The following is a 23829-nucleotide window of genomic DNA, read 5'->3' as shown; positions in this document are numbered from 1 at the left end:
ATGCAAGTGGAACCTTCCATCCAGATGTGGATGACGGCCCAACACGCTCGAAACGAGGGCAATTGATTAACCCTCCAGCCCGAGTCCCGGTTGTTCCATGTATTTGACGCATTTCGGCCACGGTTGATTAACCAGCCGGAAAGGCCAAACCGGCTGAATGCGGGTTCATGCTTGCTGGAGTGTCGCGCCGTTTTCGCGATGTCCTTCAGGCCCGAAAGGCGTCGGCGCCCGTCGATCAGATCGACAAGTTCTTCGGTTGCTGCTATCGGATAGGCGAGATGGGGATTTCAAAAAAACAGATTCTGGGCCTGTTTGGCTCGGAAGCGCCGCAGGGCAGGGTGATGCTGAAGGCCGCGACCGCAGTCGCCGCCGCCGCTCTCCTCGCTTCTTGCGCCACCGCCCCAACAAAGCCTGCCAAGCGCAGCAAGGAATATTTCTCCGAAAAGGAATATGGCGTCAAAGCCAGCCCGCGCGTGGTCCAGTATGGCCAGAAGGTTCCGCAGGGCGGCGGTCGCTATATGGTAGGCAAGCCCTATACGGTAAAGGGCCGGGTCTATAAGCCGTTCGAGAACAAGCGATATACCGCCGTCGGCTACGCTTCCTGGTATGGTTCCGCCTTCCATGGCCGCTACACGGCCAATGGCGAGGTCTATGACATGGACGGCCTCTCGGCCGCCCATCCCACCATGCCGCTGCCGAGCTATGCGCGCGTCACCAATATGCGCAATGGCCGCTCGGTCATGGTCCGCGTAAACGATCGCGGACCATATGCCAGCGACCGCGTGATGGATCTTTCCTCGCGGACGGCCGAAGTGCTCGACATGAAGCATCACGGCACCGCCAAGGTGAAGGTCGAATATATCGGCCCCGCCAAGATGGAAGGCCATGACCAGCGCATGCTGCTCGCTTCCTATAAGGGGCCCGGCAGCAGCACCTCGGGCGACACCATGCTCGCTATGGCTCCGGTCATGCAGGCGCCGAGCGCCAATCCGGCCATCGTCATGGCGGCGTTGGCTCCGATACCGCGCTCGCGCCCCGACTATTATGAAAACGGCGGCGCTTTCGATCCGGCAATCGCCTATTCCGAAGCCCAGCCGGCGCGGCGCGTCGTTGCGGATGCGGCTCCGAGCGTCGAAGGCAGCAATTACGGCGAGCGCTCGCTCGGCTCCTTTACCGTCAACAGCCCGGTCGGATATTCCGACGCCGAACCGGCCCCGATGCCGGACGAATATGCTTTGCCCGTCCGGCGCTCGGCCCGTTCGTCCTATGCGGCCGATCTGGCGACATCGCCGGCGCAGCAGGCCGCAGCAGAAATGGCTTCCGGCGCCTCGGGCCGCGAGAAGCTGCAGGCCTCGCTTGATGACGCTGTCCGTCGGGTCGCGTCCGAGCGCAGCGCCGATGCCGACGTGGTCCAGCTTGGCGTGTTTTCCAATTCCGCCAATGCCCAAGCCGTTGCCGGCAAGTTCGCAGGGCTCGGCCGGGTCACGTCGACACGCATCGACGTCGATGGACGCCCCATGCAGTCGCTTCGACTTGTGTTGGCCGATGGCGCGTCGAGCGGCGTCGATGCCGTCGCCGCGGCGAAAGCAGCCGGTTTGTCCGGTGCCTATCTGGTCGTCCGCTGACCACCAGCATTGATCGTAGGGTACCGAGCCTGTTAACCAGAAGAGAGCGGCTTCGCGCCGCTCCTTCTCTGGTTTAGGCGCCCGGCATTTGGTGATGATTTCCTGCTGGTTCCCGCTGCGTTTTTCCCTCGTGCTGGCCATTTTCATGGTCCTTGGCGCGGTTGTGGGGCCACGCTCCGCTATTGCAGCGCCCTATGAGAGCAAGGCCGCCAGCGCGCTGCTCGTCGACGTCGATTCCGGCACCATTCTCTTCAGCAAGGAAGAGGACGCGGCGTTCCAGCCGGCCGCCATGGCCAAGATGATGACGATGGCGGTCGTGTTCGACGCCATCCGCGCCGGCAAGATCCATCTTCAGGACAGTTTTCCGGTCAGCGAATTCGCCTGGCGGACGGGCGGGGCGCCTTCCGGCAGCGCCACCATGTTCGCCAAGCTGAAATCGACGATCTCCGTCGCCGACCTGCTGCGCGGCGCGATCGTGCAGGCCGGCAACGACGCCTGCATTATCCTCGCCGAAGGGATCGCCGGCTCGGAGGGCGGTTTTGTCGAGATGATGAACCGCAAGGCCAAGGAATTGGGCCTGACGGGGTCGCATTTCACCAATGTTTCGGGCTTGCCCGACCCGGCTCAGAAGGTCACGGCCCAGGATCTGTACAAGATCGCCGACTATCTGATCCGCACCTATCCGGACCTCTACAAGATCTATTCGGAGCCGGATTTCACCTGGAACAACATCTATCAGCGCAATCGCAATCCGCTGCTCTCGGCCGGCATTGGCGCGGACGGGCTTTCGACGGGCTTCACGAAGGAATCAGGCTATGGCCTGACGGCTTCGGCAGTTCGTGACGGCCACCGTATGATCGTCGTGATCAGCGGCCTCGAAAGCGACAAGGACCGCGCCGAAGAGGCGCGCAAGCTGCTCGACTGGGGCAACACCGCCTTCGAACGGCTGCGTTTCTTCGACCGCGGCGAGGCGGTAGGCGACGCGCGGGTCTATGGCGGCGCATCGGGTTCGGTGGGACTCGCGACGCAGGAGCCGCTCGACATCCTGTTGATGCGAGGCAATCGCGAGCGCATCCGCGCCCGGATCAGCTATAGCGGGCCCTTGATCGCGCCGGTCGAGCAGGGCAGACAGGTCGGCATCGTTCGGATCTGGGTCGGCGATGCCGAGGTTCTGGAAAAGCCGCTGTTCACAACGGCAGCCATCGCTAGAGGCACAATGGATCAGCGGGCCCTCGACGCCGTTCGGCAATTGCTGATCGGTTGGTTGCCACAATGGAAATGATGCCACGGGAAATGACGACGCGTTTGCCGGGCCGGTTCATCACTTTTGAAGGCGGGGAGGGTTCTGGGAAATCGACCCAGATCCGACGCCTGGCCGATCGCCTGCGCGAGCATGGGCTGACCGTCGTGGTGACCCGCGAGCCGGGCGGCACGGAGATGGCCGAGCAGATCCGCACCTTCATCCTCTCCGGGGCTGCCGAGGGTCTGGGCCCCGAGGCCGAGACGATGCTGTTCGCGGCGGCACGCGCCGACCATGTCGACCGGCTGATCCGGCCGGCGCTGGCGCGCGGCGACTGGGTACTTTGCGACCGCTTCATCGATTCAACTCGCGCCTACCAGGGATCGGATGGCGTCGATGCGAAGCTGCTCGATGGACTGGAAAAGGTCGCCATCGGCAATGTGCGGCCGGATCTGACTCTGGTCCTTGATCTTCCTGTCGAGATTGGCCTTGGCCGGGCTGCCAGACGCCGAAGCGGCGAGGCGGGGCCGGCCGACCGCTTCGAGCGCGAGACTGTCGAGCGGCACGCTCGCCGCCGCGACCTGTTCCTGGCGATTGCAGCGCACGAACCGGAGCGCTGCCTCGTCATTGACGCCAACCAGACCCAGGATCAGGTCGCCGACGCGATTTGGCAGGGTGTAAACCTTCGTCTGAATGAAAGCTTGAACTGAACCATGGCAGCGCCAGACATTACGCGCCCCGATGCGATCGAGGGCTGGCCCCTGCCGGAAGAGCAAACCGAATGGCATGGCGACCCGGCGGTTGAGAGACTGCTGATCGAAGCTTATCGCGGCGGGCGGATGCACCACGCCTGGATGATCGGCGGCCCGCGCGGCATCGGCAAGGCGACGCTCGCCTACCGGTTTGCGCGCTTCGCCTTGACCTATCCCGATCCTGCCACGGCGCCGGATGCCGAGACACTGGCCGTGCCGGCGAGTTCCACCGCGGGCGCGAAGATCGCGGCGCGTTCGCACCCCAACATCCTGACGCTGTCGCGGCCGTGGGACGAGCAGGGCAAGCGCTTCAAGGCGAGCCTGACCATCGACGAGATCCGCCGGACGATCCCGTTTTTTGGCTCGACGGCAGGCGAGGCCGGCTGGCGCATTGCCATCGTCGATTCGGCCGACGACATGAATCCGAATGCCGCCAATGCGTTGTTGAAAGTTCTTGAAGAGCCGCCGAAGCGATCGCTGTTCCTGGTGGTCTCGCATGCGCCGGGCCGGCTGCTGCCGACCATCCGCTCGCGCTGTCGTCGGCTTGATTTGCCGGCTCTGACGGTGCCGGCGATCCAATCGGCGCTGCGGCGGCATTCCGATGTCGATGAAGATATCCAGCGCTTCGCGGCCGAGGCCGGGCAGGGCAGTTTGCGCCGCGCCATCGGCTTTCTCGATGAAGACGCGGCTGCCATGGGACGTGCCTTTTCGCGCGTCGTGGCGCGCTTTCCGCAGCTTGACGGCCCGTCCGCCCATGCGCTTGGCGACCTCGTTGCGCAACGCGGCGCCGACGAGGCGTTTGGCAATTTCGTCGATCTGGTCTTCGCCTGGCTCAACCGGCGCGCCCGGGGGCTAACCGAGCCGGATGGCTCGCCAATCCCCGAATGCGTGGCGGCAACGCCGCTTGCGACTTGGGCGGAGGTGTGGGAAAAGCTGCGACAGTCTTCGGCTGAGGTCGAGGCGCTCAATCTCGACCGCAAACAGTTTGTGCTGACGACCATGAACATCCTCGCTCGCGCGACCCGAATGTGAAGCTGTCGAACGGCCGGCGTTAGCTGGCGCACAGACTATTGGTTGCGTTCAACAAAAAGCGAGACAGCGGTGACAGCGCCGAAATTCTACATCACGACAGCCATCTCCTATCCGAACGGCGTTCCCCATATCGGCCATGCCTATGAAATGCTGGCAACGGATACGCTCGCCCGCTTCAAGCGGCTGGATGGATATGACGTCTTCTTCCTGACCGGAACGGACGAGCACGGCATCAAGATGGTGCAGACGGCGGCGCGCGACGGCATCACCGCCCGCGAGTTGGCGGATCGCAACGTGCCGCGCTTCCAGGCGATGACCGAAGCGCTCAATTGCTCCAATGACGACTTCATCCGGACCACCGAGCCACGCCATTATCGCGCCTCGGAAGAGATCTGGCGTCGCATGGAAGCCAATGGCGACATCTACAAGGACACCTATGCCGGCTGGTATTCGGTCCGCGACGAGGCTTACTACGCCGAGTCCGAGACCGAAGTCCGCGCCGACGACAAGCGCTATGGTCCGCAGGGCACGATCGTCGACTGGGTCGAGGAAGAGAGCTACTTCTTCCGCCTTTCCGCCTATGAAGATCGCCTGCTCGCGCATTACGAAGCCAATCGCGACTTCATCGGTCCGGACGAGCGCCGCAATGAGGTGGTCAGCTTCGTCAAGGGCGGGCTGAAGGACCTCTCGATCTCGCGCACGACCTTCGACTGGGGCATTCCCGTTCCCGGTAATCCGAAGCATGTGATGTATGTCTGGGTCGACGCCCTGACCAACTACCTCACGGCGGTTGGCTTCCCGGATGTCGAGAGCGAGAGCTTCAAGGGCTACTGGCCGGCCGACGTGCATGTCATCGGCAAGGACATCCTCCGTTTCCATTCGGTTTACTGGCCCGCCTTCCTGCTTTCCGCCGGTTTGCAGCCGCCGAAGCGCGTCTTCGCGCACGGCTTCCTGTTCAACCGCGGCGAGAAGATGTCGAAGTCGCTCGGCAACGTGATCGATCCGTTCTCGCTGATCGATCATTACGGCGTCGATCCGGTTCGCTTCTTCTTCCTGCGCGAAGTGCCCTTCGGCCAGGACGGAAATTACAGCCACGAAGCCATCATCAACCGGATCAATGCCGATCTCGCCAATGATTTCGGCAATCTGACGCAGCGTTCTCTGTCGATGATCGGCAAGAACCTGGACGGGATCGTGCCCCAGCCGGGCGCGTTGCAGCCTGCCGACGAGGAAATCCTCGCCGCCGTGGACGGATTGCTGCCGATCTGCCGCGCCGCGATGGACGTACAGCAGATCCACCAGGCGCTGAACGCGGTCTGGGGTGTCGTTGCCGAGGCAAACCGCTATTTCGCCAACCAGGCGCCGTGGCAGCTGCGCAAGACCGATCCCGACCGCGCCGCGACCGTGCTCTACGTCACGGCCGAGGTGATCCGTCAGATCGCGATCCTGTCGCAGCCGGTGATGCCGAGTTCTGCGGCGAAGATCCTCGATCTTCTGGCGATCCCGGAGGCAGGCCGCAGCTTTGCTTCATTGGGCGCTGCCGGCCGTCTGGCGCCGGGATCGACGCTGCCCACGCCCGCCGGTGTCTTCCCGCGCTATGTCGAGGCGGAAGAGAGCGAAAAGTCCGCCTAAGAACAGGATCCGGGTCGCGCTCCATGGCGTTGGCCCGGATCGCTCTATCTCTTCGTTAGCCCGCTCCGAGCCGGTCGTTGATGCGCTGGACTGTGGCAATCGTTTCGGATTCGCGCGTCCGCCGAAGCGCGAAATCCTGACCCGCCGCCGCGATCTCGCGGCAGGCCTGGTCATGGGTGCGGCACCACTCGACCTTCTCGACGATATCCGACAGATCCGCCGCGACCGGGATGAAGTGCGTCCACGGTACGAACTCGTCATAAAACCACTGCCGGAATCCAGACGGCGAGGCGACCTTCAACACGCAGCAACCGAGCAGCATTCGCGTATAGAGATTGCCCCAGCTATTGCTCGGGCCGTCGATATCGATCGCGAACTTGACGTCGATCCAGCGCGACGGCGCCACATAGCTGCCGAGGATGCCATGCGCTTCCATCGCCTGACGCACCGATTGCGCGGCGCGGTCGCGCTCGGGGATGAACAGGCGAACGTCGACATCGTCGAGCCCGCGCAGCGCCAGACAAAGGCGCACGCGCTGCTTCAGGTTCGGGTCGTCTATGTCCATCGCATCGGTGGTCGTGTCTCCGGGGCCGGAAATGGCGCCGCGCCAAAGCAGCGTATCGTGCCGCGTCGCCCATTGGCCCGGCCGGTTTTCAGCGAGCCGGCGGAACGACTGGTAGATCTCGGGCTTCATGAAACCCGGATCCGGCACGAGGATCGCCTGCGGCTCGTCGGCGCAATAGGCGATCTCGTTCGGAATGTTGCCGCCGCCATCGGAGATGTTCGCCATGGCCGAGGTCACGCCGGGGGCCGTGCGGGCCATGATGTGGATGAGGGCTGGAAGCCGCCGCCAGACTGTCTGGAACTGGTAGGGGTCGCGCGCCATCAGATCGAGGTCGAGCCGGACCTGCAACTGCGTACCGATCCGTTCAAAATCGATCTGGAAGCGGTGGCGGGCGTCCGTCGACTGCGTCAAGACCAGCGACGCGGGTGCGCCGGGCATGGCCGGCAACCGGGCCGCCAGCTTGCGCACGAGGGCCTCTTCCTTGAGGCGCCTCGGAAGGATCGCGAAGAGAGTGCGTTGGCTGAGTTGCAAGTGCGAATCCCCGGCCGCCTGCGGTCACATGCGGCACTGTAGAGGTGCGATCTCTCGACTGTCCACAATGGTCGACAGCGCGGCGGTAAGCCGCTACTGACTGCGCACGAAACACCCCATATTTGCGCTCATGACGCAAACATCCGAGCGATTGAAAACAATGCTGGTCGACAGCCACTGCCATCTCGATTTCGCCGACTTCGACACCGACCGCGAGGCGTTGATGCAGCGCGCGCGCGATGCGGGCGTCGGGCTGATCGTCACGATCTCGACGCGGGTGCGCCAGTTCGACAGGATCCGTGCGCTCGCCGAAGGGCATGACGAGGTCTATTGCTCGGTTGGCACCCATCCCAACAGCGCCCATGAAGAGCCGGACATCACCACCGACGAGCTGGTCACGCTGGCGCAGCACCCGAAGGTTGTCGCGATCGGGGAGGCGGGTCTCGATTACTTCTATGGCGCCGAGCACAAGGTGCTTCAGGCGCACGGCCTGCGCCGTCACATCGCCGCCGCCCGCATCACGCAATTGCCGCTCGTCATCCACGCCCGCGACGCCGACGAGGACATGATTGCCATCCTGCGTGACGAGATGGGGAAGGGTGCCTTCCCGGCCATCCTGCACTGCTTCTCGTCCGGCGCGGAACTGGCACGAGTTGGCCTTGAACTCGGGCTCTACGTCTCCTTTTCCGGCATCCTGACGTTCAAGAGCGCCCAGGCGATCCGCGATGTCGCCGCGTTCGTGCCGATGGATCGGCTGCTGGTCGAGACGGACGCCCCCTATCTGGCGCCGGTGCCCCATCGTGGCCAGCGCAACGAGCCGTCCTATGTCCGCGACACCGCTGCCGTGCTGGCCGAGGTGAAGGGCGTCTCGGCCGAGGAAATCGCTAGAGCGACGACGGAGAATTTCATGCGTCTCTTCACCAAGGTGCCGCGCGACGCGCTGGCCGGCCAGATGGCAGCGCAACATGGCTGAGGGCGGGGCGGGAGCGCCACGCGCCGACCGGCTGCGCATCACCGTGCTGGGTTGTGGCGCGTCGCCCGGCGTGCCGCGCATCGGCAATGACTGGGGCGCCTGCGACCCGTCCGAGCCGAAGAACCGGCGCACCCGCTCCTCGATCCTGATCGACGCCTTTCGCGGTGATCATCCCTATCCGACGCGTATCCTCGTCGATGCCGGCCCGGATGTGCGCAACCAGCTTCTCGACGCGCGCGTCGACCGCATCGATGCCGTGCTGTTCACCCATCCTCACGCCGATCACACGCACGGGATCGACGACCTGCGCTCGTTCTGGCTCGATACGCATCGGCTCGTACCGATCTATTCGGACGATTTCACCCAAGAGCGGCTGGAAGAAGCGTTCGGCTACTGCTTCCGCACGCCGTCCGGCGGCAGCTATCCGCCGATACTCGGCCGCACCCGCCTCGAGGCAGGCGTTGCCTTCTCGGTCGATGGCTCAGGCGGCCGGCTCGACATCCTGCCCGTCCGCCAGATTCATGGCGACATCGACAGCCTCGGCTTCCGTATCGGCGATTTTCTCTATTCAAGCGATATCAGCGATATCCCGCATGACAGCCTGCCGCATTTCGCCGGCCTCTCGCTCTGGATGGTCGATGCGCTGCGCTGGCGGCCCCATCCAAGCCATTTCAGTGTCGAAGATACGCTCGCCTGGCAGGAGCGGCTGCGGCCGCGGAAGACCATTCTGACCCACATGCATGGCGATCTCGACTATGCCGTCCTGGCGGCTCATGTCCCCGGCGATGTCGAGCCGGCTTATGACGGCATGGTCGTAACGCTCGGGCTTTGAGGGCGGATTCATCATCGAAGGCGAGGGGTTACGGACTGGTTCCCTCCGGAAGGACGTGCCACTCTTGGAATCAGCATGCGGCGGAACGTTGGGAACCGGCGCGGGGTAAGGAGATCCTGCCTAATGAAAATGCGAAATGCGGCCTGGTCCGTTTTCGGGATCGGCGCCGTCGCCGTATCTGTCTTCATCCTGTACCGCGAGTTTCGCCGTATTTCCTTTGCCGAAGTGGCGGATAGCCTTGCAGCGATAACCTTGGGAAACTGGGCGCTCGCTGTCGCTGCCACCCTCGTGGCCTATGCCGCCCTTGCCTGGTATGACCGGATCGCCATCCTGCATCTGGGCAAGAAGGTCTCCTGGCCTTTCATCTCGCTCTGCTCATTCACGACCTATGCGCTTTCGCACAACATTGGCGCATCGGTTCTTTCCGGCGCGGTCGTGCGCTACCGGGCCTATTCGACACGAGGGCTGACGCCGCAGGAAATCGGGCTGCTGATCGTCTTCTGCTCGTTCACCTTCTTCATCGGCACGGTGCTGATGGGCGGCCTCGCGCTGACGGTCGAGCCCCATATCGTGCGGCGGCTGATCGATATACCGGATTGGGTGTCGTTCAGCATCGGCGTCCTTATGCTCGCTCTGGTCGGCCTCTACGTTCTGGGCTCCTGGCTGCATTTCCCGCCATGGCAATTCAAGCGTTTCACGCTGCAATACCCGCGCCTGCCGATCGTCACGCGCCAGATGCTGGCCGGGCCGCTTGAACTGGCCGCTGCCGGTGCGATCATCTATTTCGCCCTGCCGGCCGCCGGAAATCCGGGCTATCTCATCATTCTCGGGATTTTTCTTGCCTCCTTCACGCTGGCGCTGTTGTCCCATGCGCCGGGCGGACTGGGCGTTCTCGAGGTGACGTTTCTGGCGGCGCTGCCCGAGATGAACCCGAATGACGTTCTGGCGGCTCTGATCGTGTTCCGGCTGCTCTATCTGCTGATCCCGTTTGCGATCGCGCTCATCGTCGTTCTGGTGTTCGAGAAGACGCAACTCGGCCGAAAAGATCTCGACTAGATGTCGTCACTTCAATGGATTAGGGCGGTATCCTGATCATCATTGTGAACTGACGGCATGAAAAAAGCCGCAGCAGAAGCCGCGGCTTTTCCGTGTCTGGGATGGCTAAGGGCAGAAGCTAGTTCTTCTGGATTCCGGCCTGCCTTGCGACCCAACGGGCGCTGTAGCCCAGCGGATCTTCCGAAAGCCGCTCAACCGAAACGCCGAGATTGGCCGCGCGGATGCGGGCGATGTCGGCCTTGGGCTTGCGGTCCATGGTCAGGACGCCGTTCTGCTCCTGATAGGTGTCGGTCAACTGCGTATAGCAGTAGCCGGCCAGCAGCGACGAACCGGTAGCGCCACGCAGCACGTCGGCATAGCGCACCAGGAAATCGTCGGCATCTTTCGCCTGGCTGTAACCCCAGCCGCTTTCCTGCCCCATGAAGAAGGCGATGCCGCCAAACTCCGTCAGCATGACCGGCTGGCCGGCCCAGGCATGGCCCTCAAGCGCCAGCGCCCGACCGGCAGAGCGGAAGGTCGTCAGCGTATCGCGGAACACGGCTTCCGAGCGGTAGCGGCCATCGAGAACGTCGCCGCTATAGTGATAGTCGTGCACGGCGAAGATGTCGGTCGCCATCTGCTCCCAACCATCATTGCCACTGACCGGACGGGTCGGGTCGAGCGACTTGGTGAGATGGTAAAGCGCCTGCTGATAGCTGCGCTGGCGCGCATCATGGGGCAGTTCCGGAATGCCCCAGGACTCGTTGAACGGCACCCAGGCCACGATCGAGGGATGCGAAAAATCGCGCTCGATCGCTTCCTGCCATTCCGCCGTGACCCGCGTGATCGCTTCGGTCGAGAAGGCATAGGCGCTGGGCATTTCCTCCCAGACCAGCAGGCCGAGGACATCCGCCCAGTAAAGGAAGCGCGGGTTCTCGATCTTCTGGTGCTTGCGCACGCCGTTGAAGCCGAGTTGCTTGGTCAGTTCGACATCGCGGCGAAGCTCGTCGTCGCTGGCGGTCATGATGCCTTCGCGCCAATAGCCCTGATCGAGCACGAGGCGGAGGAAGTAGGACCGTCCGTTCATGACGAAGCGGCCGTTGGCCGTCGAAACGCCGCGCATCGCGGTATAGCTCTTCACCGCGTCGACGACCGCGCCATTCGCATCGACGAGCGTGACTTCGGCGTCGATCAACTGAGGATGCTCGGGCGACCAGACATACTGGGCGCGTGCGTCGTCGATACCGGGGTCGGGGAGGGCGATCACCCGACCTGTATCCTTGCCGGAGACGGCGTATTCGTCCTCGACCAGAACCCGGCCGTCCAGCGACAGCTTCACCTTGAGGCGGCAGCCTTGCGGCTGAGCGACGCGCGCGTCGAGACGGATCTCGAAGCGGGCGAAATCGGCCGACCAGTGCAGACGATCGACATGGCTGCGGCCGACGCGCTCGATCCAGACGCTCTGCCAGATGCCGGTTGTGCGCGGATACCAGATGCCATGCGGCTTGGCGAGCCAGTCCTGTTTGCCGCGCGGCTTGTGCATGTCGGCCGGATCATCTTCGGCGCGGACGACGATTTCGAACGAGCGTCCCTTGATCAGCGAGCCGAGGGCAATGCGGACCGGCGTGTGGCCGCCGAAATGCGACGCGGCGTGCTGACCGTCGATCCAGATATCGCTGGCATAGTCGATGGCGCCGAAGTGCAGGATCAGGTCCTGCGCGGCGTCGGGCGCCAGTTCATCCGTCAACTCGACGGTGCGGCGATACCAGACGACCGGGTGAAACCCTTCGTCGTGAATGCCGCTGCGCGGGGATTCCGGCACATAGGGAACCTGGATGGTCAGCGCGAAATCCGGCTGATCCGGCCGCTGCCACTGCGCCTTATCATCATAAGCGAACTGCCAGGCGCCATCGAGCGGCTGCCATTGGCTGCGCTCCATCTGCGGACGCGGATGGGTACTGTAAACCAAGGGACTTCCTCCAAATCCAACCACGACAAGACGCAGTCGGGCCGCGGCGCAGCGTCAGACGCGGCTCCGGAAGGCCCAAGGGCAGGGGGCTGCCCTCCTCCATTCTGCGATGATCCTTGCGATCAATGGTATTATGATAAGATTAGCCTTTGGGGGTGTCAATCGAGCCATTGAGGCTCGTTTTTGACTGGGAAACGGCCGAATGCCGCCAAATCGGCCCGTCAGCGTCGTCGCTTCGCCCGAAAGCGGCCCCATTGAGGCCGGGAATCAGGTGCCTACTAGGGCATTGCCTTCGCCAAAGCAGGGGAATCGCCGTGGCTGAAATCAATGACGAGATCTCTCCGAATCTTCTTCGCCGGGTGCCGCGTCTAGTCTTGCTGGGATCGGCTGCCTTGGTCGCTGTGCTTGGCGCCGGGCTCGTCACGAATGCCATGTTGACGCGATCGCAGCTGCCACGCCAGCCACAGCCGGCAACCGCCGAGATCTATGTGATGCCGGACGCTCAGTCGCCCGATGCAACGCCCGAGATCCGTCAGGCCGTGCCGCTCCCGGCCGCCGAAGAGGCACCCAAGCCCGAAGCCGTCGCAGCCATCCCGCCCAAGCCTCAGGCAAAGCCGCTAGCCAAGTCCTCCGCCCCCCGGGCTGCAAGGCCAGACGATGCCGCTCGTTCCTGCGAGGCGGATGATTGCGTTTCCTGGGAGACGACCGTCACCAAGGCCCTGGCGGCCCCGCCTGCTCCGCGGCCTGAACAGCCTCGGGTCCTGTCGACGCGCGAAATCGAACAACCCATGACCAGGGGCATTTCGCCGCCGCTGGATATCGCAACGCCGGATGAAAACCTCGGCCCGATCGAGCGCGAGCCGTCATCGGTTGGCGGCATGGCCAAATCCGCGGCTTCGACTGTCGTGACCCAGAGCGAAAAGCTGGTCGACAACGTGATGCGCTGGAGCGATTCGGCGGTATCGAAGTTCACGTCGCCGCCACGCTGGATCTCGTCCTCGGGCGATCCGAACGGCCCTTAACAGAGCGGCAGCTTCCAACGACGAGAACCGTGCCTACCTTGTGCGCGCTCTCACTTCGGAGGGCGACACACCGAATTGCCGCTTGAAGGCGGTAGCGAAATTCGCAGCGTTGCCATAGCCGGCAAGTGCGCTGGCCTCCTGGATCGATACCTGATCCTCAGCCAAAGCGCGGCGCGCCTGTTCCAGACGTCTTTGCCGGACGTGCTCGACCACGCTGGTGCCATGCGCGGTCTTGAAGAGACGCTGCAATCCGCTACCACTCGTGCCGGCTTCGCGAGCGATATCCTCGACCAAAAGAGCGCCACTGTGTCCGGCGATGTAGTCCTCGGCTCGACGCAATCGGCTTCGGTCGAATGGGGTGAGCGACGTCGTGAGAGTTCGCTCTTCCTGATGCGTTGACGCGCCCAATGCTTCGGCGATGATCTCGACCGCGGCGCTCTCAATCAGCAGATCGCGCAGATCCGACGGCGCGCAGGTGGGCGCCAGGATGCGGTGAACCAACTCGCCCAGCCGCCGCGTTGTTTTCCACGACTGACCGCCCAGATGATCGCTGGCGAGGCCGCTCGCCAACCGGTGGTCACTCACCGTTTCCAGGCCGTCGCGATCGAGCCACTCGGGGCTCACCGTGATCACCAGATGACGCAGCTTCTGATTGCCGCGCGAGATGCGCCGGAACTGTTCGGGGCGGGCGCTCGGGATGAGCACGCCCTCATGCACCGCGCCGGTCCCGTGAAAATCGAAGCGACGCTCGCCAACTTCGATGGCGACATCTCCCTCGATCAGGAAGATGCAGGAGAGACCCGCCTTCTGTGAAGAAAGGGCCGTGAAGCCTTCGACTTCGAACACGTTGCTCGCGTGTACATGCAGGCCGCGACGCATTTCGCGATGCCAGAATTCGCCGCGAAACAAGGGATCCTCGTGCGAAAGACGGTCGTTGTCGCTTTCCAAGGTGAGACCCGGCCGTCGCTCGAGATCGGCGACCCGCATGACGGCGCCCAGTCCCTGGCTGGCAGCTTTCTGTGCTTCTTCTGATGAATTCACGAGACGGCCTGTCGCCCATTTTCTGCAGCATCGAAACTTTGCGGCTTGCGCAAACGACTCCGATTGGAGCGCAAAGGCCAAACCGTTGTCCGCCGAGCTAAGTTGCCCTACGAACCTCCATAACATGACCATGATAGTTAGATTTTAGTCGGGGGTCTATGGTGCGGAGTTTCGGGATGACGATTAGGTCGCTTCTGCTGGCCACTACGGCCGTCGGGGTTGTCGCGTTCGCGGCGCCCGCTCTGGCACAGCAGCCAGTCGAACTCAAACAGATCGTCGTGGATGGCGACAGCAAGGACGGCGAACCGGCAAGGGGGCCGGACGACGGCATCGTCGCGAAGAAGTCCGTAAGCGCATCGAAGACGGCGACACCGCTGCTCGAGACGCCGCAGGTCGTGAACGTAGTCACGCGCGAGCAGATGGACGCCCAGGGCGCGAATTCGGTCGCCCAGGCGCTTCGCTACACTCCCGGCGTAGACGCCGAGCCGAACGGCTACGACATCCGCTACGACTGGCTGTACATCCGCGGCTTCAACACTTTCGGCAATACCTGGCTCGACGGCCTCATGCTGCCCGGCGATCCCGCCGGATACGCGACACCCAGCATCAACAGTTACGCGCTGGAGCGGGTGGAAGTGCTCAAGGGGCCGGCTTCGGTTCTCTACGGTCGCACCATCCCCGGCGGCCTGGTCAATCTAGTCAGCAAGCGGCCCCAGGCCGAGACCTACCGCGAAGCCTCCGTCCAGACGAGCACTTTCGGCGGCATCCAGGGCGCGGTCGACATGACCGGCAAGATCAGCCAGGACGGCCAGTGGCTCTATCGCTTCACGGCGCTTGGCAAGGATCTCAACACGCAGATCGACCATGAGAGCGACCAGCAGATCATGGTGGCGCCCAGCATCACCTGGGCGCCGACCGACGACACAAACCTGACGCTTTATGGCTATTACCAGCGTGACACGCCGACCTTCTCGCCGCGCTTTTACCCGGCGGTCGGTACGCTGCTGCCGAACCCAGCCGGCCAGATTCCGCGCGACGTTTTCCTGGGAGATCCAAGCTTCGGAGAGTTCAATCGCGAATTTTACGCGCTCGGATATGAGTTCGAACACAGCTTCAACGACACATGGACCGTGCGGCAGAACCTGCGTTATGCGCATTCTGACCAGAACATGGACCTTGCTCTGGTCAATCCGGCCTTCGCATATAACGGACCTGGCACCGTTCTTGAGCGCGTCACTGCGATGTCGGACGATTCCCTTACATCGTTCGCCGTGGACAATCAGGCCGAGGCGAAATTCCAGACAGGCGCCTTTGAACATACGGCTCTGTTTGGCCTCGACTACATTCGATCGACGTCGGAAACCCAGTTCGGCAATACCGGACGCGGGGTCGTCGTCCCGCCGATTGACTATCTCAATCCGATCTATGGTCTCAACTTCCCGATCTCGCCGGTCACCCGCTCGGGTGTACAGAAGCAGGACCAGCTCGGCTTCTACGCGCAGGATCAGGTCCGCTATGACAACTGGGTCGGGACGTTCGGCCTGCGTTATGATCTGTCGGATATCGACAGCGAAAATCGCCTCGCCGGAACCAACGTCAACACAAACGATCAGGCGTTGAGCGGTCGCGCTGGCCTTACCTATCTCTTCGACAATGGCCTGGCCCCGTATGTCAGCTACATGACGTCGTTCCAGCCCATGCTCGGCACCACTCTTGCCGGTGATCCCTTCACGCCCCAGACCGCAACCCAGTATGAAGTGGGCATCAAATACGAGCCCGCGAACGGACGCGGCATGATCGGTGTGTCGTTGTTCGATCTCACGACGGACAACAGCCTGACGCCTGACATTACCAACACGCTCTATTACGTCCAGAGCGGCAAGAGCCGAGTCCGCGGCGTCGAGTTCGAGGGCAAGTACGAGATTTCGTCGTCGCTGGAAGTCCTCGCGGCCTACGCCTATTCGAACTCGGAAATCCTGGAATCCAGCACCGTGGCAGATATCGGTCGTCCGATGCTGCGCCTGCCGGAGCATCAGGGCTCGGTGTGGGTGCGCTATCAGCCCGATTTCGCTCCGGGACTGGCATTGAGCGCCGGCGTTCGTGCCACTTCGTCCTATCAGACGTCACCGGCCTATCTGGCACAGCTTGAGATCCCGGAACGAGCCCTGGTCGACATCGGCGCCGAGGTTGACTTCGGCGCGATTAGCAAGGAGTTCGAGGGCACCAAGCTGCGCGTCAACGTCAGCAACCTGTTCGACAAAACCTATGTGTCGCACTGCCTGAATGCTACCGGCGGTAGCTGCAACTACGGCGCCGGACGCACGATCACGGCCAATCTGAAGTACTCATGGTAATTTCAAACTCTATTCAACATCTTGCAGGAGCCGCCGGGAAACCGGCGGCTCGACCGCGTTTCGAAGCGGCGGTCGCGTTCTTCACGTGGGTGCTTCTGCTCTTCGCGCCGGCCGTTGCCTATGCGTCGCCGATCATCATGACGGACATTCTTGGCCGGACGGTTACGCTGGAGAAGCCGGCTGAGCGGATCGTGCTCGGCACCGGGCGCAGCATCAGCGTTCTGGCCCTGATCCATCCGGACCCGGTATCGCGGATTGTCGGCTGGCGCGACGATTTCAAACGCGACACGGCAAGCTACGCGGCGTGGCAAAAAGCATTCCCGGCCATCTCGGACATCCCGGTCGTCGGCGGAGGGGCAGGGGAAACGCTGTCGGTGGAAACCGTGTCCACGCTGAAGCCGGATCTCGTGGTTCTCAGCCTCTATGACGCCGAAGCGCCTGCCATGGCCCGCTCGATCGAGTTGCTTGGACAATTGGGCATTCCTGTCCTCGTCGTCGATTTCTTCTCGCAGCCACTCGACAACGCCTTGCCCAGCCTGCGCCTGCTCGGGAAAGCGCTTGGCGTAGAGCCGAAGGCAGAGGATTTCATCGCCTTCTACGAAGGCAAGCTTTCGACCATTCAGGACCGGCTCGCCAAGCAGGCCATCAATCGTCCCGGCGTCTTCATGCATGTTCATGCTGGCGGAATGCCCTGTTGCTCGACGCCCGGTCGCGGCGTCTTCAACGAGATGATCGAGATCGCAGGCGGCCGAAACCTGGCGCTGGCCCATGTTCCCGGTCTCTACGGCGATGTCAGCCTCGAGCAATTGCTGGTGGACGATCCCCAGATCTACATCGCCACGGGCGGCGCCCATCTGGCGGCTCGTGGCGGCCTCGTTCTCGGAACCGGCATCGATGATCAAACGGCGAAAACCACCTTTGCAAGGCTGCTCGCGACACCGGGCATCGCCGATCTGACGGCTGTGAGGGAAGGGCGCGCCTTTGCCGTCTGGCATATGTTCAACGACAGCCCGGTGAACATTGTCCTGATCGAGAAGCTCGCGAAAATCCTGCATCCGGAGCTCTTCACCGATATCGATCCGCAGGCGACGATCGACGCGATCAATCGCGACTATCTGGCCGTTCCGATGCTTGGAACCTACTGGGTCGATCCGTGAGCACCGTCGTTTCCCAGCATGAGCGGCTGGCCGATGAGGCACTTGCGGCTTATGCCGGCCTCAAGCGCCGCCGCCGTATCCTGCTCGCCATCCTCGGCTTCGGCGTGATCGCGGCCTTCCTTCTCGATCTCGGGACCGGCCCCGCGTCCATTTCGATCCGCGATGCCGCATCTAGCCTCCTGGGCTTTACGGAACTGTCGCGCGCTCAGGGCGTCATCCTGTGGCAAGTCCGGCTGCCGGTGGCGGTCATGGCTGTGCTCGTCGGTGCATCGTTGTCGCTCGCCGGCGCCGAGATGCAGACGGTGCTTGCAAACCCGCTCGCCGAGCCCTTCACGCTTGGCATCTCCTATGCCGCCGCCCTTGGGGCCGCGCTGGCCATCGTCCTTGGCATTGGCGTGACCTCGCTGGGCGGCCCCTGGCTGGTTGCCGGCAACGCCTTTCTCTTCGCCCTGGCGGCGCTCTTTCTGGTGCAGGCACTGACGCGCCTCACCAATGCCGGCGCGGAAACGCTGATCCTGTTCGGCATCGCGCTCGGCTTTGCCGCCAGCGCCGTGCTGTCGTTGGTGCAGTTCATCGCCTCGGCCGAAGCGCTGCAGCAGATCGTCTTCTGGAGCATGGGCAGCCTCGCGCGCGCCGATTGGACCGTGCTCTCAATCCTCGCCGGTGTACTCGTGCTTGTGGTGCCGTTCTCGCTACGGGCGGCCTGGCCGCTGACCGCGTTAAGACTGGGCGAGGAGAGGGCGATCAGCCTCGGCTTCGACACGGATCGTCTTCGGCTCATGGCGCTCATTCGGGTCAGCCTGCTGGCAGCAACCAGCGTGGCCTTTGTCGGCGTCGTCGGCTTCGTCGGCCTCATCGCCCCGCATATCGCGCGGATGCTGGTCGGCGAGGACCATCGCTATTTTCTTCCGGCCAGCCTGCTCGTCGGTGCGCTTACCGTTTCCGCCGCCTCGATTGCCTCCAAGCTGATCGTCCCCGGCATCGTCATCCCGATCGGCATCGTCACGGCGCTCGTGGGCTTGCCGGGCTTCGTCTGGCTCGTCGTGCGACGCCATCGGCGGCCGGCATGACAGTGCACGAACAACTGGTGGTAACAGCACTTTCCGTGAGCTATGGCCGCCGCAAGGCGATCGATGGGCTGAGCCTAGCGACCATCCGAGCCGGCACCGTTACCGCGTTGGTCGGTCCGAACGGCGCTGGAAAATCGACTATTCTCAAAGCTTTGGCGCAGATTGTTCCATCGACAGGTGCGCTACTATTCGGGTCAACGAACCTGCGCTTGCTGAAGCCGCGCGAGCGGGCGGGCCTGATCGGGTTCATGCCACAGGCTTTGCCGCAGGGCACGGAACTGACGGTGATCGAAAGCGTCATCGTGGCGATGCAGGGAGCCGTCTCCAAGGGCGGTCTCGAACGGCAGGCCGTCGCTGTTCTGCAACGCCTGAACATCGTGCAGCTTTCCCTGTCGTCGCTGGACCAGCTTTCCGGTGGCGAGCGGCAGCTCGTCAGCCTGGCACAAGCCATCGCACGGTCACCGCGACTGCTTTTCCTCGACGAGCCGACAAGTGCGCTCGACCTCGCGCGCCAGTTGCAGGTCATGCAGCAGGTGAGGGCTCTGGCAGAGGAGGGCGCCGCTGTGATCATGGTGCTGCACGATCTGTCGCTGGCGGCTCGCTGGGCCGATCAGGTGATCGTTCTCGATCGCGGTCGACTCTACGCCACCGGCTCTCCGCAGGACGTTCTCACGCCCGCGATGCTGGCCGATGTCTATGGCGTCCATGCGCGTGTCGAGCGGATCGGCGACCAGGTCGTCGTATTGCCCGAAAGCGCCGTCCCACCACGTTCTACCGTCTGACGCTCAGGAGATTCTGCCTTGCTGTCTTCGCAAGCCACCATCCGCCTCAAAAATCCCGCAAAGGTTCTGGACGCGCTGCAGGCGCATCTCGCCGAGCATGACATTGCCGTTGTCGGCCAGCAAGATCACCGGGTGGCGACATTGCCGTATGGCGGCGAGGTGATCTTTCAGTCCGCTCCGAGCGAATTGTCCCTGGAGGCACGGGCGCCGAGCCAGTCCGGCCTGGAAGACGTCACCAGCTTTCTCGCGTCGCACGTGCTCGAATTCGCGCATCCGGAGCGGCCTGCGATCCAATGGACAGGATTCTCCGACCGTCAGGCCTTCGCCGATTTTCGCGAAATGCGCGTTGTTCGCGTCGTCGACCTGACACCACATATGCGGCGTATCACGTTGAAAGGACAGGATCTTACCCGGTTTTCGACCGACGAGAACTTCCACGTCCGGCTCTACTTCCCAAAGGATCCGGCCGAGCCGGGCTGGCCCGTTCGCGGCGCTGATGGCCTGGGGATCGCCGAAGATCCGGCGCGTAAGCCCGATGTCCGGAAATACACCATCCGCAGCATCGACCTGGATACCAGCGAAGTCGACATCGACTTTGTGCTTCACGCCATTCCCGGTCCGGGCAGCGACTGGGCGAAAAGCGCCGAGCCGGGAGCGCTTGTCGGCATGGCCGGGCCGGGCGGACGGGGCATCCGTCCAGCGGACTGGTATCTCCTTGTCGGCGATGAAACGGCTCTGCCGGCCATCGCCCGGGCTCTGGAGAATATGCCGCCGTCGGCCAAAGGCCACGTGCTGCTGGAGATCGAACCCGGTGACGACGCCGTGCCGCTCGCGGCGCCTGAAGGGATCCAGGTTCAGTGGATCTCGCGCAATGGGTCGCAGAACCCGATCGTCGACGAAGTTCAGCGTATCGCCATACCGTCGGACCGAAATGTCTTTTGCTGGGCCGGAACCGAATTCGACGCCATCCAGAAGATCCGAACCCATTGGCGCGACACCTGCAAGCTCGGCAAGAGCGAGCAGCTGGCAGTTGCATACTGGCGGCGTGGAACGGCGGACGAATGACGCTGCAGTCTGTCGATCTGGCTGGAGACAAACCGAACGCATCCGGCCAACATTGGCATTAGCAGTTTTGCCGGATCCCGACGTTTGGGACGAGCAGGCCAGACGGACAGGGCGAACAGCTCATGGCTCAAAGGCTCCAGGTCACCTCAATCCGCACAAACAGAATAGTTCCATAATATATCTTATGCGAATTGAGGATGTCCGAAGCAGGATAGGCCTTGTGTCCACCGCTTCCTCCCCCCAGACCGCCTGAAGCACTGCTGTCGGCCAATCCGGCATTGCGTTCGCCGGCCATCGGATGCGAACGCCTTCAGCTATCCTTGAATCCGACCGCCGCATGGGTGCCGTCACAGAACGGCTTGTTGTTCGACTGGCCGCAGCGGCAGAGCGTCACCCGGTTGCGGATTTCGTATGGCGTGCCGTCGGCCGCCTCGATGACGATGCCGCCACGCACCCAGATCGGGCCGCTCACACCCTGCGACGGATCCTCGACGAGGACGATCGATGCCGGCAGGCTTGGCTCGACCGGCGCCCGTGTCTCGAAATCCCACGCCACGAGACGACCGGACGGACATTGGCCGACCTGATGCACAAAGGCCTCGCGAGCGGGTTCGGAGCTTGCGTGCGAGACATTGTTCCAGACCTTGCCGTCACGATCGCAGAAGCGGGCGAAGGCGCAGAGGGATTCGGCATCGGTCAGGGCCATGGCCGGGCCGTCGATCTCCTGCGCCAGTGCCGCATAGGGCTTCCGGCTTGCTGTCTCGTTCCCGACAAAGCCAATCCGGATGTGGCTATCGTCGCAGAACGGCTTGGTCGCCGACTGGCCGCACCGGCATAGCCGATAGGCCGCGCCGGCGGCGATGCTCTCCAGCAGCACCCATTCGACCGAGTCGCCCGCCGCATCGGCACCGATCGCCTGTCGGCTCAGCGGCACCTGCCCGCGCACCAGATAAGGGCCATCTTTCGTGACCGTGATCCGCATGCTGGGCACCGATGATTTGACCACCGCGAGATTCCTTTTTGGAAGAGCCCGTTTTGCGCCGTCGTTGCACGACAAGGACCACGCCGACACTTGCCTTGAACTGGCGCCGGGGCAGGCGGAGTCAATGTGGGGAGGGCGTCTGTGCGCCCTGCCCGCGCCGCGCCGATCGCGTCTCGACGGACACCGTCACGCGTGCTTCATGGTCGAGCGCTAGATGCCGGTCGTCGCGCCCGGTCCAAGCGGCGACGCCCGACGCCAACGAATGGTCTTCGCATGACAACGACGCTCGCCGCCGCCTCCCTCGCCCGCTATGCCGCCAGCGCGCAAACCATGCCGCCCAGGCATCTTGGGCGCCGCTACGACCGCAGCGGCGTATTCCTGCCGGAGCCAGGCAATACAGTGGTTTGCCACCTCGCCGAAGGCTCGAAATCGCAGGCCGCGATTGTCGAGGTTCGCCGCCGCATGATGGCGATGCCGGATGCCGGCCAGCTCGCCTTCACGCCGGTCTCCAGCCTGCACATGACGCTCTTCCAAGGCATTCTCGAAGGTCGGCGCACCCTGCCTTACTGGCCGGAATCGATGGCGCTCGATAGCGGGATCGACGCGATGACGCGCCACTATCTCGACCGGCTGCAAGATTTTCGCGACGCCGGGCCGTTTCGAGTCAAAGTCATGGACGTCGTTCCAACCGGCCTGACGGTCGCCGGCGCAACTGAAGCCGATCGCAGCATCATGAAGGCATGGCGCAACGCGCTCGCCGAAAGCTTCGGCTATCGCCATCCCGACCATGACGACTACAGCTTCCACGTCACGCTGGCCTACATGATCGACTGGATTGCCGAGGATCGTCTGCCGGCCTGGGAGGCGCTGTTCGACGAATGCCGCGCCCTGATCGCCCGCGAAGCGCCGATCCTGGAGCTACGCCCGCCGGCCTTTTGCAGCTTCGACGACATGAACCATTTCGAGGAATTGCTGGTTCTGGGGTAGCCGGTGGCGGTGAGGGAGGAACCTGCCCTACCCTCGCCGCGCCCATGCATTTCGATGCGAACTTGCCGTATCAGTCGACGGTTTCGAGCGTCGGATAATCGGTGTAGCCCTTAGGGCCTGCCGTATAGAAGGTCGACGGATCGGGCTGGTTCAGCGGCGCATCGCTGGCGAAGCGATCCGCCAGGTCCGGCGATGCGATGTAGTTGCGCCCGAAAGCCACCGCGTCGGCCTTGCCCTCGCGGATCAATCGCTCGGCGTCGGCTTTGCTCATGCCCTGGTTGGCGATAACAACGCCGCCGAAGGCCTGCTTGATCTCGCCAAGCAGGCTGTCCGGACCTTCGCGCTCGATCACGAAAAGGAAGGCAATGCCGCGCTTTTTCAGCTCCGCCGCGAGGTAGGTGAACAGGGCGCGCGGGTTGCTGTCGCCCAGATCGTGGTCGTCGCCGCGCGGCCGGATATGCGCTGCCACGCGGTCCGGGCCCCAGACCGAAATCGCCACGTCGACGATCTCCAGCATCAGGCGCGCCCGGTTCTCGATCGAGCCGCCATAGCGGTCGGTGCGGTGGTTGCTCTTGTCCTGCAGGAACTGGTCGAGCAGATAGCCATTGGCGCCATGCACATCGACGCCGTCGAAGCCGGCTCGCTTGGCGTTCTCGGCGCCACGTCGAAAATCTTCGATGATGCCGGGGATTTCATCCGTCTCCAGTGCCCGCGGAACCGCATAGGGCCGGACCGGTCGAAGCAGGCTGACATTGCCGGCCGGCGCGATCGCGCTCGGGGCGACGGGCAATTCACCGCCGTGAAATTCGGGATCGGAGACGCGGCCGACATGCCAGAGCTGCGAAACCATCCGCCCGCCGGCGTCATGCACGGCCTTGGTGACGAGCTTCCAGCCTTCAACCTGTTCATCGGACCAGATGCCCGGCGTGCCGTAATAGCCTACACCCTGCGCGGAAACGCTGGTCGCCTCGCTGATGATGAGGCCCGCATTAGCGCGCTGCGCGTAATATTCGGCCATCAGCGCGTTTGGCACGCGCTCGGTCCCTGCCCGGCTGCGCGTCAAGGGCGCCATGATGATGCGGTTGGGCAACCGGAGAACGCCCGCCTGAAGCGGTTCGAAAAGCACTGACATTTATTGGAAAGCCCCTTTTGGCGCGGCTCGATCGGTCAGCCGTCCCTACAA

20 protein-coding genes are annotated in these 23829 nt (G+C 63.3%); 15 read left to right on the top strand and 5 right to left on the bottom strand.

All coding sequences use genetic code 11. The features are described from left to right. Positions 1-278 precede the first annotated feature (278 nt). The 5 genes from OSH12_RS26240 (at position 279) to metG (ending at position 6281) form a co-directional block, all read left to right on the top strand. Complete coding sequence (locus OSH12_RS26240) at positions 279-1625, top strand: septal ring lytic transglycosylase RlpA family protein (RefSeq protein WP_380223605.1); 1347 nt, start codon at positions 279-281, stop codon at positions 1623-1625. Between the two features lie 94 nt (positions 1626-1719). Then, the gene (locus OSH12_RS05115) at positions 1720-2907 is read left to right on the top strand and encodes a D-alanyl-D-alanine carboxypeptidase family protein (protein WP_266342463.1); all 1188 of its coding nucleotides are present in this window, start codon (positions 1720-1722) and stop codon (positions 2905-2907) included. A gap of 11 nt (positions 2908-2918) precedes the next feature. Continuing rightward, on the top strand, positions 2919-3575 hold the full coding sequence (tmk, locus tag OSH12_RS05110) for a dTMP kinase (protein ID WP_380223607.1): 657 nt from the start codon (positions 2919-2921) through the stop codon (positions 3573-3575). Between the two features lie 3 nt (positions 3576-3578). Then, positions 3579-4649, top strand: coding sequence for a DNA polymerase III subunit delta' (locus OSH12_RS05105; protein ID WP_266342392.1), 1071 nt, complete (start codon positions 3579-3581; stop codon positions 4647-4649). Positions 4650-4691: 42 nt separating this feature from the next. Then, the gene (metG, locus tag OSH12_RS05100) at positions 4692-6281 is read left to right on the top strand and encodes a methionine--tRNA ligase (protein ID WP_266342391.1); all 1590 of its coding nucleotides are present in this window, start codon (positions 4692-4694) and stop codon (positions 6279-6281) included. 55 nt (positions 6282-6336) lie between these two features. Here metG and OSH12_RS05095 read toward each other — a convergent pair whose 3' ends face one another. After that, positions 6337-7314 (bottom strand): glycosyl transferase family 90, encoded by a 978-nt coding sequence (locus OSH12_RS05095; RefSeq protein ID WP_266342390.1) that lies wholly within the window; start codon positions 7312-7314, stop codon positions 6337-6339. Positions 7315-7537: 223 nt separating this feature from the next. Between OSH12_RS05095 and OSH12_RS05090 the strand changes: the two genes are divergently transcribed. The 3 genes from OSH12_RS05090 to OSH12_RS05080 all read left to right on the top strand — a co-directional run bounded on the left by OSH12_RS05090 (position 7538) and on the right by OSH12_RS05080 (position 10238). Beyond that, positions 7538-8350 carry a TatD family hydrolase gene (locus tag OSH12_RS05090; protein WP_266342389.1) on the top strand — a complete coding sequence of 271 codons (813 nt, stop codon included), beginning with the start codon at positions 7538-7540 and terminating at the stop codon, positions 8348-8350. After that, positions 8343-9182 (top strand): MBL fold metallo-hydrolase, encoded by an 840-nt coding sequence (locus tag OSH12_RS05085; protein WP_266342388.1) that lies wholly within the window; start codon positions 8343-8345, stop codon positions 9180-9182. The genes OSH12_RS05090 and OSH12_RS05085 overlap by 8 nt, the downstream gene beginning before the upstream one ends. 123 nt (positions 9183-9305) lie before the next feature. After that, complete coding sequence (locus OSH12_RS05080; protein WP_266342387.1) at positions 9306-10238, top strand: lysylphosphatidylglycerol synthase transmembrane domain-containing protein; 933 nt, start codon at positions 9306-9308, stop codon at positions 10236-10238. A gap of 118 nt (positions 10239-10356) precedes the next feature. Here OSH12_RS05080 and OSH12_RS05075 read toward each other — a convergent pair whose 3' ends face one another. Next, positions 10357-12186 (bottom strand): glycoside hydrolase family 2 protein, encoded by a 1830-nt coding sequence (locus tag OSH12_RS05075; RefSeq protein WP_266342386.1) that lies wholly within the window; start codon positions 12184-12186, stop codon positions 10357-10359. 392 nt (positions 12187-12578) lie between these two features. Here OSH12_RS05075 and OSH12_RS05070 point away from each other — a divergent pair, with 392 nt between their 5' ends. Next, positions 12579-13208: a hypothetical protein gene (locus OSH12_RS05070; RefSeq protein ID WP_266342385.1), complete on the top strand. Its 630-nt coding sequence runs from the start codon at positions 12579-12581 to the stop codon at positions 13206-13208. A 33-nt stretch (positions 13209-13241) separates the two neighbouring features. On the opposite strand, the gene OSH12_RS05065 is transcribed toward OSH12_RS05070, so the two are convergent. After that, positions 13242-14195 (bottom strand): helix-turn-helix transcriptional regulator, encoded by a 954-nt coding sequence (locus OSH12_RS05065; RefSeq protein ID WP_266342384.1) that lies wholly within the window; start codon positions 14193-14195, stop codon positions 13242-13244. A 230-nt stretch (positions 14196-14425) separates the two neighbouring features. Between OSH12_RS05065 and OSH12_RS05060 the strand changes: the two genes are divergently transcribed. From OSH12_RS05060 to OSH12_RS05040, 5 genes are all read left to right on the top strand, one after another. Continuing rightward, on the top strand, positions 14426-16603 hold the full coding sequence (locus OSH12_RS05060) for a TonB-dependent siderophore receptor (RefSeq protein WP_266342383.1): 2178 nt from the start codon (positions 14426-14428) through the stop codon (positions 16601-16603). A gap of 137 nt (positions 16604-16740) precedes the next feature. Further along, positions 16741-17760 (top strand): ABC transporter substrate-binding protein, encoded by a 1020-nt coding sequence (locus OSH12_RS05055; RefSeq protein WP_266342382.1) that lies wholly within the window; start codon positions 16741-16743, stop codon positions 17758-17760. Next, positions 17757-18830, top strand: a complete 1074-nt coding sequence (locus OSH12_RS05050; protein WP_266342381.1) for a FecCD family ABC transporter permease — start codon at positions 17757-17759, stop codon at positions 18828-18830. The genes OSH12_RS05055 and OSH12_RS05050 overlap by 4 nt, the downstream gene beginning before the upstream one ends. After that, on the top strand, positions 18827-19612 hold the full coding sequence (locus OSH12_RS05045) for an ABC transporter ATP-binding protein (RefSeq protein ID WP_266342380.1): 786 nt from the start codon (positions 18827-18829) through the stop codon (positions 19610-19612). The genes OSH12_RS05050 and OSH12_RS05045 overlap by 4 nt, the downstream gene beginning before the upstream one ends. Before the next feature lie 18 nt (positions 19613-19630). Next, complete coding sequence (locus OSH12_RS05040) at positions 19631-20677, top strand: siderophore-interacting protein (protein WP_266342379.1); 1047 nt, start codon at positions 19631-19633, stop codon at positions 20675-20677. Between the two features lie 310 nt (positions 20678-20987). On the opposite strand, the gene OSH12_RS05035 is transcribed toward OSH12_RS05040, so the two are convergent. Then, positions 20988-21683, bottom strand: coding sequence for a CDGSH iron-sulfur domain-containing protein (locus OSH12_RS05035; protein ID WP_266342378.1), 696 nt, complete (start codon positions 21681-21683; stop codon positions 20988-20990). 249 nt (positions 21684-21932) lie between these two features. Between OSH12_RS05035 and OSH12_RS05030 the strand changes: the two genes are divergently transcribed. After that, positions 21933-22646, top strand: coding sequence for a DUF1868 domain-containing protein (locus OSH12_RS05030; protein WP_266342377.1), 714 nt, complete (start codon positions 21933-21935; stop codon positions 22644-22646). Positions 22647-22716: 70 nt separating this feature from the next. Here the strand turns inward: OSH12_RS05030 and OSH12_RS05025 are convergent, their stop codons facing one another. Then, positions 22717-23778 carry an alkene reductase gene (locus OSH12_RS05025; RefSeq protein WP_266342376.1) on the bottom strand — a complete coding sequence of 354 codons (1062 nt, stop codon included), beginning with the start codon at positions 23776-23778 and terminating at the stop codon, positions 22717-22719. Positions 23779-23829: the final 51 nt, after the last annotated feature.

This window comes from Kaistia terrae (assembly GCF_026344005.1).
Taxonomy (GTDB): Bacteria; Pseudomonadota; Alphaproteobacteria; order Rhizobiales; family Kaistiaceae; genus Kaistia; species Kaistia terrae.
Note: the sequence above shows the minus strand (reverse complement) of the source record. Positions and strands in the feature narration are given on the sequence as shown.

Coding starts and splice junctions, on each gene's coding strand:
- OSH12_RS26240 (WP_380223605.1), top strand. CDS start 279: ATGGGGATTTCAAAAAAACAGATTCTGGGCCTGTTTGGCTCGGAAGCG.
- OSH12_RS05115 (WP_266342463.1), top strand. CDS start 1,720: ATGATTTCCTGCTGGTTCCCGCTGCGTTTTTCCCTCGTGCTGGCCATT.
- tmk (WP_380223607.1), top strand. CDS start 2,919: ATGACGACGCGTTTGCCGGGCCGGTTCATCACTTTTGAAGGCGGGGAG.
- OSH12_RS05105 (WP_266342392.1), top strand. CDS start 3,579: ATGGCAGCGCCAGACATTACGCGCCCCGATGCGATCGAGGGCTGGCCC.
- OSH12_RS05090 (WP_266342389.1), top strand. CDS start 7,538: ATGCTGGTCGACAGCCACTGCCATCTCGATTTCGCCGACTTCGACACC.
- OSH12_RS05085 (WP_266342388.1), top strand. CDS start 8,343: ATGGCTGAGGGCGGGGCGGGAGCGCCACGCGCCGACCGGCTGCGCATC.
- OSH12_RS05080 (WP_266342387.1), top strand. CDS start 9,306: ATGAAAATGCGAAATGCGGCCTGGTCCGTTTTCGGGATCGGCGCCGTC.
- OSH12_RS05065 (WP_266342384.1), bottom strand. CDS start 14,195: ATGCGGGTCGCCGATCTCGAGCGACGGCCGGGTCTCACCTTGGAAAGC.
- OSH12_RS05060 (WP_266342383.1), top strand. CDS start 14,426: ATGACGATTAGGTCGCTTCTGCTGGCCACTACGGCCGTCGGGGTTGTC.
- OSH12_RS05055 (WP_266342382.1), top strand. CDS start 16,741: ATGACGGACATTCTTGGCCGGACGGTTACGCTGGAGAAGCCGGCTGAG.
- OSH12_RS05045 (WP_266342380.1), top strand. CDS start 18,827: ATGACAGTGCACGAACAACTGGTGGTAACAGCACTTTCCGTGAGCTAT.
- OSH12_RS05030 (WP_266342377.1), top strand. CDS start 21,933: ATGACAACGACGCTCGCCGCCGCCTCCCTCGCCCGCTATGCCGCCAGC.
- OSH12_RS05025 (WP_266342376.1), bottom strand. CDS start 23,778: ATGTCAGTGCTTTTCGAACCGCTTCAGGCGGGCGTTCTCCGGTTGCCC.